Here is a 12,472-nt window from a genome sequence, read left to right on the forward strand (position 1 = left end):
GACATATGAAATTAATTATTTGCCAACCAGTTCTGAGTTTTCCCGCAGAACATTCTGTATAGAGCCAAGTTGCAAATAACGCTCGACAGTTCTCTGTGCTTGCGTAATCCGTTGGTCGCGAAGGGCCCAAAGTGGATTAAGTAAATCCGCGTTGAAGCCGTTCCGCGTAAGCGCTGCGGCAGCTGCCCCAAGAACCATCGAAACAGCATCTGCGGGATTGAATTCTCCGAAATTTCTGTCAACTAATACAGCGTCGTAACCAAACTGCGCTACTCTTCGGATGTTCTCCTTCGAAAACCTGTCTGGTAGGATCGGGAATTCCGCATCCGACAAAATAATTCCAAGACTAAGCGCGGCGTAGGCCGCGTGCATCCTTAGATCATTGGTAGCGTCAAATAGGGTTATTTCTTTTCTGTGATGTTGGTCGTCACGGTAGTAGATTGTATTGCGTGTGAAAGTCCTACGGTAAGATCGCTCTGAGTGAGCCTGCACACCCATAGGCGTCCACAGTTCGCCCAACCGAAATGGAGTATTCGCCGCGAGGATAACCATAACCGGTGCTGCGTATGAGAAACGCAGATCCAAAGCAAGCCTATCCAGCGCGTTTTCGCGATCGTCTGGCATGCTAATATTTATGGCTAGCCCCTGAGTGGTCATAGCCACTTCAGCCGATGACCACCCGATTAGATCCCGCTCGCCTTTTTCACCCACGTAAGCGGGTTGAAAAGGGTGATTTCCGTGGCAGCAAAGTCTAAGTCCGGCTTTAGAAACTTTTGCCTGCAAGCTGTTATAGAGCCTCTCGAAGGATTGAACGGATTGCTCAATCGAGAAATCAATCGGAGTCCTAATTTCGACCCCTTTGACGTCAACACGAGACGCAACCTTGCCACTTGTCTCTGTATCGTATCCTTCTAAGTAATAGGGGCCCTGCCCGGATCCAGTGTATTTTTCCACTAGGTAATCAGCGCTCTCATTTGTAATTGAGTTAACACTGTCTCGGAGAATTTCAAACGGCATCTTATCCCCGAATAGCGGATTATAATCATGATCGGTAACCATGACCTCCGCTTCCCATCCGAATTTAAACTTGTCGGAGTTTAGCTCATAAAATGTCGACATTTGTTGAACCTCGAGCAAATAAGGAAAATTTAATTAAGTGCAAATGACATACGTCAAATGGCGCTGACCTGATCAATCCAAACCGAATATACTGTCGCCGCCCAAAGCGCGAAGGATGCGTTTCTGCTAGGGTTGCTTCCCTGTTCGGTTAAAAGGCTAGACAAACGCTCGGTATCGAACGGTGTATCCTCACGCATGCGCTTAGTTTTCACTGCTTCATTTACGAAATCATAGAGGCGGCTTCCTTTGTGCATGAGACTTGTAATAGGGAGCGTGAAAGGCTGTTTTGGACGATCCATTACCGAGATCGGGAGAATGCCCTTAGCAGCCTCGTATACAACAGCCTTTCCTCTCGCGGCGTTTCGTAAGTTGATGTTATCTTCAAGCCTTCGCGCAAAGTCGACTACGCGAGGCTGGCAGAATGGAATTCTCACTTCCACACCTGACGCCATAGCCAACGGCTCCGCGCGATGCAGAACATAATGGCAAAGGTTGCGGTTTTGCTCAAAAGTTTTAACAGCCTTCTCCCGCGTCCCTGTGAAGGACAATAACTCGTCGGTGAACTCTCGATCAATCTTTTCGTTGTGATCTGATAGTGATCTGAGGAAGTCAGCCTTAAAAAGAGACGCTCGCGTCTCCCGCGAGCAGGGAGCCATGCCGTCGAGATATGCAGTGGGCCAATCACTACCCTCGTGGGATATGGATTTAACCATCCTCGTGTAACCGCAAAAGAGTTCGTCGGCGCCTTCACCAGTTAGCGCTACGCGATAACCACGATTGCCAACTTCTTGAAACAGGCAAAATGCACTCAGTGCGTGCGGAGCGGCATTTGGTTGCCCAAGATGGTAAACCATTTTAGGCAAAAGGTCTGGTATACGATCAGGATCAAGTACGGCGTCGTAATGGTGTCCGCCACTAATTCGAGCCACGTCCCTTGCATAACTGCGCTCATCGAACGGCCAGTTTCCTTTACAAGAAACATGAAACGATGGAAGGGGCTGCGGGGATCTGTGATTCGCAAGGATTGTTATTAAACTTGAGTCTAACCCGCCGCTATTCACTGAGCATACATTGGCATCGGCGATTTTGAGACGATTGACTTCCCAAGCAAGAAGTTCTTTGAGCGCCTGGCCTGCCTCAGGTAGTGACTTCGGAATGCTTTCTCCATAGACTATGCGAGATTGATAACGCATTGTGCGAAGAGGCTCACCTTGTCTCTGCGAAACTATAGTAGAAGGAGGGATGCTTGAAACGTTTTCGATGAAAGTCTGTCCATCGCTAATCGCTCGAACAGTCATGTATTGGTTCACCAAATCGTGACGAATGCGAGCTGGATTTAAGCCGAAACGCAAGAGGGCGAGCAACTCAGTTGAGAATACGACACTGTCACCACCCGGCGAGCGACCGTAGTAGACTGGTTTCATTCCAACACAGTCAGTAGCTAATATGAGAAGCGGCTTATCACTCCTTTTATCGAGAACAGCAATCGAGAACATGCCATCGAGATATTCAACGAATGAAGGGCCATATTCGACGTACATAGCCGGTAGAATTGATCCATCGCATTGATCGCCAAAGCGATAACCTTTATGCTCGAGTTCCCGCCGAAGATCATCATGGTTATATATTTCGCCATTTAAACAGACATAAATGTTTTGAATGCTCGCATAGGGCTGACGACCGCCGCTAGGGTCAGTAATCGCTAGGCGGTTGGCTCCAATGCCGCAATTTGGAAAAGACACATACGATTGCGCATCTGGGCCCCCGTGCTTTTGAGCCTCTGAAACACTTTGCATCCGGTATTGAAGGGAATTGTTGGAACTTGTCAAATAACCGAAAACCCTACACATATAAACTCCAGCTAATTAGTAAAATATCTGCATTCAATGCTCGGTCAATTGACCAAATAGTTTGGTCAAAAACTCATCATTTCATGCGCTTGTCTCGAACTATTGGCCGCGCTGTAACCAGCAATGCGTCCAAAAACCGTGCCTGACGTGAGGCCGGCTCCACTTGGGTATCCATTGAAAAAAACGCCACCGACGATCTCACCGCAGGCGAAAAGTCTCGGAATTATAGCGCCGTCTCGATTAACAACCGCACCATCTGCGTTGATCTCAATGCCGCCGTATGTGAAGGTAATCCCTCCAGTAACAGGATACGCTCTGAATGGCGGTGTATCTAAACATTGAGCCCAATTGGTCCGTGGCGGGGTCAACCCGCGCGCACCTTTCCCGTCTTTCACGCTTGGATCGAAGACCACAGCGTCATCGACCGATGCATTAAATTCAGAAATAGTTTTCAATGCAATTTCGGCATCAATATTATTAATTTGACTTATTAGATCGTCCAGGGACTCACTTTCGAAGTAATCCATTTTGGATAAATTATATTCATCATATAGATGCGGTATACTCTTAGCATCAAAAAATTGGTAAGCGACACTGTCGCTCTGGAGCATTATATCGCGACCATATTGAGCATACGTGCTATTGCGAAAGTCGGCCCCTTCGTTGACAAACCGGCGCCCCTCTTTGTTCAGCATCACGCCTAAATGATAGCAAACCTTTCTAGCTCTTAAGCGTTGTTTCTTAGAGAGACCTTCGAACGACCCATTCTCTACGGTAATTCCTGTTGGCACTATATGGCATCCTTCATAAATACCGAAGGGATTAGCGCCAGCCTTAAATGCTATCCTTAGTCCGTCGCCAGTGTTGTGCCTGGTACCGCGTACCAAAGCATTGCTGACATCCGCTCCAACAAACTGAGAAAGCATTTCTTTGTTAGCTCCAAAGCCACCTGAAGCCAAAATTATCGAATGTGCCTTCAAAACGCTTTCGCTTTCATCACTATTTTTGACTCGAATTCCCGTTATCCGACCGTCAACGATAACGAGATGCTGTGCAGAACATGAATAACGCACTGCCCCACCCTTTTCCAAAAATGCGAGGCGTTGAGACTCAGCTAATCCCAAACCTTCACCAACACAGCGAAAGATAGAGCCTCCCCAAAAAGAATATCCGCCCTCAGTTTTTGTAGCTTGAGCATCGTAATTTGGCTCAAAAAGAACCCCCTTCGAACGCAGCCAAAGTAGCGCTTCGTACGAAGCGTCGACGAGCTTGAGCTGATTGGAAGTCGGTGGCGAACCGTTGTTGTACTGAGTTAAGTCTGCAAGAAAATCATCGCGTGTGTAAATCGGGAATCGCGTAACTGAAAGTCTCGGATCGGCATAACCATCGATCAATTGGTTTATGGAAGCGGTGTTATCTATCGTGCACCGCATCGACCCAGCCGAATAGGCAGTGTTACCGGACGCATCCTCGAAGCTGGCTTTCTCGATCACAAGAACACGCTCGGTAATTTCTAATGCCGCGAGCGCCGCGCTCATGCCAGCGTTGCCTGACCCAACTACAATTACATCATAGATTGTATTCATAAATTTTGCTCCAACATGATATATATCAATGAGCATCGTACTCGGTAGCCAAACATAACATTTGGAATCGTATTGGCGATGGCCGATGCCGCCCTTGAAGCCATGACGAGGGAACTCTCGAGAATGGCTCCGGCGCTTCTGAAAACCATGACCCATGATCAAGGCAGCGAGATGGCAAAACACGCCGAGCTCACGGCTCGCACGGGAATCTGATATTTTTTCAGTATCTCTTCAATGCGAATAACTCTGTAAAAATGGCTAACCCTAGAGATTATATCTAAAGGTACCACCTCTCTATAAGCCAGAAGAGCACTAAACTGCTTTTAAAATTCCGCAAGCACAACCAATTCATTTAACTCTTCTTGCTCAACATTACTCCTATGGTGCTTATTATTTTCGCAAAGATCAACTCTTCTATTCGTCGCCGATTTTACTTTATCGAGATAACACCTCTTACGCATATAATATGCATTCGCCTAGCCAAATGGCGCGCGCAAAGTCCAACAAAGAATTAATATCAGAAAAAATATCTGCGTAATTATCTGCCTTCACAGAACACATAGAAGTTACTCCATGAAACACGCCTTATAGTAGTTTCACTAATTCTGACTACACCAGCGACCCCTTATAAGGCCTCGCTGGATGAGCGTACAGTTTCAGATCCGAGGGATGTTATGAGCAAAGCCAGTCTTACGTAATAAGAAGAGGCCCGTGCAAGTGATCAATGCTGCGGCGCTTAGATAGTAGGACACCACGATATTGTCGCCGGTCTTGCCGAGTAGAGCGGTGACGATAAGAGGCGTGAATCCACCGAACACAGAAACTCCCAACGCATAGGAGAAGCCTACACCCGTTGCCCGAAAGGCTGTGGGGTACAAGTTACTTAAGACCGTGGAGGCGCACGCTGCGTGGCATGCGAGTAGCAAGGCAATGACCATTTGTGCAGCAACCAGTGTTGGCAAGCTAGGGTATTTGGTGAGGACGTAGAACAAGGGATAAGCACCTATGACAGTCAAGCCTGCGCCAAAGAGCATAGGCCTGAAAGGTCCCACGCGGTCAGCCAAACGACCCACCAGCGGGCAGGCACAAATCATGACCAAGCTATAGCAGATCTGGCCAATGAAGCTGTCAACCGGGGTCAGATGCAGTTGCCGAACAGTATAGGTTGTGAAGTAATTGGAAATATAAGTCGCTACGGTCCAGAACACCATCACCGACAGGCCGAGGACCAACGAGCGTCGATAGGTGATGAACTGCCCTAACAACGGTAGGTTTCGCTCCTCGGCGGAGGTTTTGCTGAACAGCATCGTTTCAGGCACTGAGCGCCTTATATACCAGCCTACCGGACCGATCAGCAGGCCAAAAGCGAAGGCAATTCGCCAAGCGCCATCGAGTATTTCCTGCTCACTGAAAACCGAATTGAGCGCCAAGCCCATGCAACCTGCCGTTAGCACGCCTGCACCTTGCGCTGCCTGCTGGAGCGAAGCATAGAAAAAGCGTCGATGTGGCGGTGCGTTTTCGACCAGCATGCACACCACGCCGCCTATTTCACCTCCTGCTGAAAACCCTTGGAGCAGGCGTCCCAGAAGAATGATGATAGGGGCTAGTACGCCTAGCGTTGCATACGCCGGACAAATGGCTGGAACGACTGTGCCGGTAGCCATCATTAAGAGCGTGAGGGTCAAAGCCTTTTTACGTCCGACCCTATCGGCATACCGCCCCAGTACCAACGCTCCGAGCGGTCTAGCGAGAAAGCCGGCTGCAAAGGTGCCCATGGTCAACAGTATGGCGTTGAGTTCGGACACAGCGGGAAAGAACACTTTTGAGATGGGAATTGCAAAAATTCCGAAGGCGATGAAGTCATAAATCTCCAGCACATTGCCCACCGTCGCCGCCGTTGCGGCGCGGCGCAGATAGTCTGGTGCAGACTGCTGTTCGAGCGTATCGGCTACTGAATCCATGAACGCTCCTTGAAATGTGCCAATCATTTTAAAAAATCATTCAGCACAAAATATTTCCATTATTTCACCCGTTTTTCTGATCCTGAATGTAGGCAAGCAATTGTTGCTGAGCAAATACTATTGACATCCCTACCCTATACTTGCCAGGCATACCAAAACTAATTAGTCTCGCGTGATGTTCAGTGGTGCACTTAATCGTAGCAAGCACCAAATGCGGGCGTGTTGGCTGAATAGCTTCCTTCACGAATTTTTCATATTTAAATTTTCCCAGGGTGATCCATATGGAGCTACGTCATTTGCGCTATTTTGTAGCCGTTGCAGAGCATCGAAGTGTGGCTGAGGCCGCGCGTCATTTGCATATCGTCCAGCCAGCGCTTAGTCGACAGATTCGCGATCTGGAACAAACGTTGGGCGTGGATCTATTCCGACGAAGCTCCAAGGGCGTAGAGCTGACCCTGGCTGGCCAGCACTTCATTCGTGATGCTCAAGCCATCCTATCTGACCTGCAAACAGCACGTGAGCGTATTACCCGAATCGCCAATGGCCAGTCTGGCGCACTGCGTATCGGTATCGCACCCAATTACAGTTGGCACCCATCAGCCCTTCAGCCATTGCGCGAGTTCAAACGAGAGCATCCCGATATAACCCTCATGCTGGAGCCAGCTCTTTCGGCGCGTCAACAAGTGAAGATAGCCGAAGGCACACAGGATGGTGGTTTTCTGGCTTGGCGTGATCCGAAAGATCCGGCATTTTCCGGGCTGGCGATGTTCGATTGCCGACTTGTACTAGCGGTGCCTCGTGGCAGCGAGTTGCATTTGAGTCCGCCTACGCACCTGGCCGACCTTCAATACCAGCAGTGCGTCTGGTTCTCCCGGGATCAGGCGCCGAGCTATTACGATTTTTTGATTCACAGCTGCCATGTCGCTGGCCTATCCCCGCAACTGGTTCACCTGGGAGCGGATATCAGTACGGTGTTGGGCCTGGTGGCAGCTGGCATGGGTTATTCAATTGTGCCGGATTCTTCACAGTTCAATTGCCCCAACGATGTGGTGCTGTTGCCGCACCCTGATCTTACGGGACTCTATCCCGTCGAGTTCGTTTGGCGCAGTGATTCGGACGACCCGGCGCTAATGCGCCTGGTCGAACACTTCAAAATAGCTGCCGGCGCAATCTAACCTGGTTGGTCCAGAAAAGCCTGCACGAGACGTACGAAGTAGGTGGCACCTACCGGGAGCAATTCGTCATTGAAATCGAAACTGCCGTTGTGCAGTTCGCAAGGTCCGTTGCCGTGCTCTTGGCCACGATGCTCGCCGCTTCCGTTGCCCAGAAAGGCATAGCAACCCGGCACCTTCTGTAGCAGAAAAGAGAAGTCTTCCGAAGGCATGACCGGCTCGATTTCCCCTATGACCTTATCCGCGCCGAGCACCTCCCGCGCTACATTGGCAGCGAATGCAGACTGGCTGGCGTCGTTGATCGTTGGTGGATAAACGCGGATGAAGCTAAGCCGAGCAGTACAGCCAAAAGCCGTCGCCAGACCGGTGGCTATTTCTTGCATGCGCCGTTCAATCAAGTCGGTTACTTGATCATCAAATGTGCGCACCGTACCGCTCAGCCAAACGCCTTGGTCAATCACATTATCCGAGCTTCCAGCGTGGAACTGGGTAACGGAAAGAACAGCAGGATCAATTGGCCGCTTACTTCTGGTCAGGATCGCTTGTAGCGCGGTTACGATCTGCGCGCCGGCCAGCAACGGGTCATGCCCCTTATGCGGCATGGCAGCGTGAGCGCCGACTCCATCGATATCGATACGGAACCGGTTGCTTGAAGCCATCAAAGCCCCGCCGCGGGTAGCCATAGTGTTGGCTGGCATTCCGGGCCAGTTATGAACGCCAAACACCGCATCGATCGGAAAGCGTTCGAGCAGCCCTTCGTCGAGCATAGCTTTGGCGCCTGCGCCACCCTCTTCGGCGGGCTGGAAAATGAACTGCACCGTGCCATGAAATTGCCGATTCGCCGCGAGGTATTGCGCCGCACCGAGCAACATCGCGGTATGACCGTCATGGCCGCACGCATGCATAACACCGGCGTTGCGGGAGGCGTGGGCAATGGTATTGATTTCCTGGATCGGCAGCGCGTCCATGTCGGCGCGCAAGCCAATGGACCGGGCACGCGAAGCGCCTTCTAGCGAGCCCCGCAGGGTACCAACTACACCGGTTCCCCCAACATTGCGGGTGACTTCGATGTTCCATTTCTCGAGAGTTAACGCGACCAGTTTCGCGGTTCGATGCACTTCATACCCGAGTTCGGGGTGCGCATGGATATCGTGGCGTATGCGGCAGATGCCGGCGCTATCTGCTTCGATCTGGGGTATCAGGTTCATCTTGCCCTCGTGCGGTTATGGCATGGATTCATTGCCTTAGATGCGCACGTTAGATAAAAGTCTCCAACCTCTCAAATACAAACGAGTGTCCTTGGTAATGCCTAGAAGGTATAGGCAGAAAAATCAATGGTTTTATCGCACGCAGGGTCGATGAATCATGCCGTTATTTAACTAGAATGCTCTAGGCCATGGCCAGATGATTCCAAACTGGTTGTCCGCAGATTTTTTTTCATTATTAAAGCTGGGCGGCCTCAGGTTTCAAGTGCAACAGTCAGTTAACTGTATTTAGCCGGTTTGTCGCCAGCAGCTGCAAGTGATCCGTCAATATCTCCACAGGAAACTTCCATCCCAGTGTCTGGCGAGGCCGAGTATTCAACAGGTCAGTAATCTCATCCAGACGCTCCTGAGTGACCGAAGACAAATCGGTGCCCTTGTGTTGGCGCCGATGCCTAAGTTAACCCAGTTGCCGAGAATTCACTGACCCAGTCTGACTCCTAGTCAATCATTGTCTGCGCTGGATGTTTTGCAGGTTTGGAGATGGGGCAGTCTTGCATCGGCAACTGGGTCAGTCCAGGGTCAGCACCAACAGCCTGCCTCTTGCAGCAGCATGACGTGACAGGAGACTTCATCCTTGCCGTGGTTATCGATCGCGAGATCAATACAGTAGTCAGGGGGGCGCTGGCTTCAATAGCTAGCAGAATTTCGCGCACCAAGTCTTTGTCAAGCTTCATCGAGGTTCCCACGTCTTATGTGTGACAAAAGACATTATCAAATATAGATACGTGGGCGCATGAACATTCAGTGGCGACTATCGCAAAAAAACGGAAGAAGCGGTATCGGTAACGATGCGGGTATAATTTAGACCCTACAGAGTTAGGGGGGTTAGGTTACGTTTTTAGCGAAATGACTGGCCATGATGAGATTAATATGCAACGGAGTGAGTCTCCCCTTATTTCGTAGATGCCTTCGAGCCACAATGTCCGCCTTCCAAGCTGGTGTGGAATAGTCCGCTTTTGGCCGTTTTTTGCCGGTCAAGGCCACCCAGTGCGCTGGTCAAATCCGATGCAAACGACTGGTCAAGCCGAATGCAAATGGGTGGTCAAGTCCATGCAATTACGCACCTCACGGGTCCAGTGGCCTTTGGGACGCCTCACGGAGCTCAATAGGTAGAACAATTCGGCCTGTTGGGCAGGCAGAAAAACCTGCTGGCACTGATGGAAGCCGCTGACGAGGCCCTCATCTGAAAATCGAGCAAAGGGCTGTACCCGTGGCTTATAATCCCTACCCGGTTTACCCCGTTACGATCTGATCTAAACAGTCTGTTTTTGCGCGGAAATCCAAACCGTTGGGGCGGCAAGTTCATCAAGAAAATAGATAACTTCGCGCCGCCTCTAGCGCTGGCTCTTCGAAAGCTTCGCCAGCATGTAAGCCGAGACAGTGCCGACAACCTCAATCGCAGCCTTAGCCTCCTCCCTGGAAAGGGTCGGAACCCACGGTCTGCCGTGCCCGGTCCCTTGCTTGTTCCTCACACGGTTAACACCAAGAGCCGCAGCGAACAGACCGCGCTCCATCGCCCGTATCGCTTTCTCGCCAGCTTGCTCCGGAATTTCTGGGACAGCGAGATCAAGGGCAATAAAGGCCATACCTAGCAGAGATTGAAAGTTCGCCCCTGCCGGATAGCTTCCCCTCAAGCTCTCAAGCACATGTGCTGAAGTGGCTTCTATCAGATCCTTTCCGGTGCCCACTATAAGAGCGGCATCTTCAGCCCCCTTCTGCGCACGAATGGCATACCCCCATAAGGCGTCAGTCAACTCCGCCCCTGCAAGTGACGTTAGTACCTTGGGGGAGATCGAGCCATCCTCGGCCAGATTAAAGCCCTCTGTATCTAACGCTGCCTTGGCGTTATCTATAGCCTCAATACCTACGTAGTTCGCAGACGTTTTCCTAAAACCCCCACAGGCTCGAACTTTGGAGAGCAGCCCCGCAGCAAAACGGGAACCTGCCTCGGGATGCATCTCAATTGCGCCGTAAAGCACCGCACGGACACGTTTGGCCTTGCCAATGGTTTGCCCCTGCTGCTTTGGATCGTGATCAGAGAGGCCGGCGGTCTTCACTTGAAACTCAATGTCCGCATGAGAAGGTTCTCTGTAGACTCCGTTATTACCAGAATCGTCAACAAGCTGAGCCAATGCATGAGCGATAGTGTCTGTAATGGGAATGGTTGTCATAGTTGTTTTGCACCTACTGGTTGAAAGAGCAAAAGCGATCAATTCACTAATCCTTTCCTACTCTAGTCGACGCAAAGCCCCCCTAAGTCAACGCGGGCCTTTTTTTGAAGCGTCCAGTTCTTCGGATAACATCCATTTGATGGTTTGCTTTCGGTAAAAGGAGTCATTCGACCAAGCCTACAAAAATAAGGACCTGCCCCCCATAGCGTATTGCTCCCTGTACCCGACTTTTCCGCCTGGCATTAAGCTCGCTCGGTCCCAAGCCGATTCAGAAAATTTCCAAAGCCTAAAACGTAATCAACCGATGAATAACCAACCACCGAAAAACCATCACTTTGTCCCCCAGCACTTTTTGAAAGCCTGGCAGTCGTCCGAGGGAAAAATCATTCGATACAGACATATCCCTTCAACCGGCGCCTTCGAAGTCAAAGAGGTGGCGATCAAAAAAACCGCCTCTGTCAACGACCTCTATCGCATAGAGTTCCCGGACGGCAGCTTTGAGATCGAGTCGACTCTTGTAACACCGTTGATTGACGAGCCAGGCCACAAGATCATCGAGAAAGCACGCATCAGTCGTGCAACGGCGTGGGCGGCGCACGATAAACGACAGCTGGCCTACTACCTGACGTGTCTCGAGGCTAGGCATCCAGAGGTGCTGAAGGCGATGAATATCAATGACCACCTGGAAACATTGCGCCGACAGATGAAGTCCACTAGACACGCGAGTCACGAGTCCATTGATGAGGTTATTGATTTTTTAAAACAGTCGAGATCGCTGGGTGAGTATGCGTTCGGCCTACTTGTTCAGAACGAAACCCTACCATTGATCGAGCAACCTTTTTCGGATGGGTTAGTCGCGGCTGACATGTACGAATATGGATGCGAATCAGGTGGTCTGATTTGCTCTAACTATCCCACCTCACGTTGGGGCAACTACTTGCGTGAACTGCTTTTCATCATTGCCATCAGTCCGCGCAAAGCCCTAGTGTATTCGAACAGCCCCAAAGGCTTCGGTCAGCTCCCAGCTAGTGTCAGGACTCGACTTATCAATTTGTATACGTTGGCAAAAGCCAAGACCGCATACTTCACAGACGCATCACAATCAGATTTCATCGCAGCCCATCTGGGCTGGGCAACCAAGCTACAAACGTTCGACGAACAGAAACGTTACATTAGTGATTTTGTGATGGTTCAGCTCTCTGGCGCTCGCCTCTAGAGTAGCTGCTCGCATCAGGCCTCGGCATTAAGTGAGCTCTTCATCTTCGGTCGCGCTGGTTTGCAATAAGCTGTCCACCACCCAATTGTGTGGGCTCATAATGCCGACCCAGCTTGAACGTAGTTAGAGCCA

General features: G+C 50.5%; 8 protein-coding genes and 2 pseudogenes. 3 read left to right on the plus strand and 7 right to left on the minus strand.

Annotation, left to right across the window (positions count from 1 at the left end):
- Positions 1 to 15 precede the first annotated feature (15 nt).
- The 3 genes from NHU87_RS09350 to tcuA form a co-directional block, all read right to left on the minus strand.
- A complete protein-coding gene (locus tag NHU87_RS09350; protein WP_103495688.1) occupies positions 16 to 1,119 on the minus strand; it encodes a glutamate-cysteine ligase family protein in 1,104 nt (367 codons plus the stop codon).
- A gap of 53 nt (positions 1,120 to 1,172) precedes the next feature.
- On the minus strand, positions 1,173 to 2,969 hold the full coding sequence (gene asnB, locus NHU87_RS09355) for an asparagine synthase (glutamine-hydrolyzing) (protein ID WP_103495687.1): 1,797 nt from the start codon (positions 2,967 to 2,969) through the stop codon (positions 1,173 to 1,175).
- A gap of 65 nt (positions 2,970 to 3,034) precedes the next feature.
- The gene (tcuA, locus tag NHU87_RS09360) at positions 3,035 to 4,555 is read right to left on the minus strand and encodes an FAD-dependent tricarballylate dehydrogenase TcuA (protein ID WP_103495686.1); all 1,521 of its coding nucleotides are present in this window, start codon (positions 4,553 to 4,555) and stop codon (positions 3,035 to 3,037) included.
- Between the two features lie 81 nt (positions 4,556 to 4,636).
- Between tcuA and NHU87_RS28595 the strand changes: the two are divergent.
- A pseudogene (locus NHU87_RS28595) lies at positions 4,637 to 4,765 on the plus strand (IS30 family transposase); the annotation flags it as partial.
- Between the two features lie 446 nt (positions 4,766 to 5,211).
- On the opposite strand, the gene NHU87_RS09365 reads toward NHU87_RS28595, so the two are convergent.
- Positions 5,212 to 6,516: an MFS transporter gene (locus tag NHU87_RS09365; protein ID WP_103495693.1), complete on the minus strand. Its 1,305-nt coding sequence runs from the start codon at positions 6,514 to 6,516 to the stop codon at positions 5,212 to 5,214.
- Between the two features lie 281 nt (positions 6,517 to 6,797).
- Between NHU87_RS09365 and NHU87_RS09370 the strand changes: the two genes are divergently transcribed.
- Positions 6,798 to 7,691 carry a LysR family transcriptional regulator gene (locus NHU87_RS09370; protein WP_103495685.1) on the plus strand — a complete coding sequence of 298 codons (894 nt, stop codon included), beginning with the start codon at positions 6,798 to 6,800 and terminating at the stop codon, positions 7,689 to 7,691.
- Here the strand turns inward: NHU87_RS09370 and NHU87_RS09375 are convergent.
- The 3 genes and pseudogenes from NHU87_RS09375 to NHU87_RS09385 all read right to left on the minus strand — a co-directional run bounded on the left by NHU87_RS09375 (position 7,688) and on the right by NHU87_RS09385 (position 11,166).
- The gene (locus NHU87_RS09375) at positions 7,688 to 8,896 is read right to left on the minus strand and encodes a M20 aminoacylase family protein (RefSeq protein WP_103495684.1); all 1,209 of its coding nucleotides are present in this window, start codon (positions 8,894 to 8,896) and stop codon (positions 7,688 to 7,690) included. The genes NHU87_RS09370 and NHU87_RS09375 overlap by 4 nt on opposite strands.
- Before the next feature lie 271 nt (positions 8,897 to 9,167).
- Positions 9,168 to 9,329, minus strand: a pseudogene (locus NHU87_RS09380) (IS30 family transposase); the annotation flags it as partial.
- Between the two features lie 958 nt (positions 9,330 to 10,287).
- Positions 10,288 to 11,166 (minus strand): abortive infection family protein, encoded by an 879-nt coding sequence (locus tag NHU87_RS09385; RefSeq protein ID WP_253547682.1) that lies wholly within the window; start codon positions 11,164 to 11,166, stop codon positions 10,288 to 10,290.
- Between the two features lie 262 nt (positions 11,167 to 11,428).
- On the opposite strand from NHU87_RS09385, the gene NHU87_RS09390 reads away from it, so the two are divergent.
- Positions 11,429 to 12,340 (plus strand): DUF4238 domain-containing protein, encoded by a 912-nt coding sequence (locus NHU87_RS09390; RefSeq protein WP_253547683.1) that lies wholly within the window; start codon positions 11,429 to 11,431, stop codon positions 12,338 to 12,340.
- The last annotated feature ends 132 nt before the right edge of the window (positions 12,341 to 12,472 follow it).

The sequence above is a fragment of the Pseudomonas mandelii genome, from assembly GCF_024138395.1.
In the GTDB taxonomy this organism is placed as follows: Bacteria; Pseudomonadota; Gammaproteobacteria; order Pseudomonadales; family Pseudomonadaceae; genus Aquipseudomonas; species Aquipseudomonas mandelii_E.

Bases quoted from the DNA above. Each gene is read 5' to 3' on its own strand.
- NHU87_RS09350 (WP_103495688.1), bottom strand. From the start codon at position 1,119: ATGTCGACATTTTATGAGCTAAACTCCGACAAGTTTAAATTCGGATGG.
- asnB (WP_103495687.1), bottom strand. From the start codon at position 2,969: ATGTGTAGGGTTTTCGGTTATTTGACAAGTTCCAACAATTCCCTTCAA.
- tcuA (WP_103495686.1), bottom strand. From the start codon at position 4,555: ATGAATACAATCTATGATGTAATTGTAGTTGGGTCAGGCAACGCTGGC.
- NHU87_RS09365 (WP_103495693.1), bottom strand. From the start codon at position 6,516: ATGGATTCAGTAGCCGATACGCTCGAACAGCAGTCTGCACCAGACTAT.
- NHU87_RS09370 (WP_103495685.1), top strand. From the start codon at position 6,798: ATGGAGCTACGTCATTTGCGCTATTTTGTAGCCGTTGCAGAGCATCGA.
- NHU87_RS09375 (WP_103495684.1), bottom strand. From the start codon at position 8,896: ATGAACCTGATACCCCAGATCGAAGCAGATAGCGCCGGCATCTGCCGC.
- NHU87_RS09390 (WP_253547683.1), top strand. From the start codon at position 11,429: ATGAATAACCAACCACCGAAAAACCATCACTTTGTCCCCCAGCACTTT.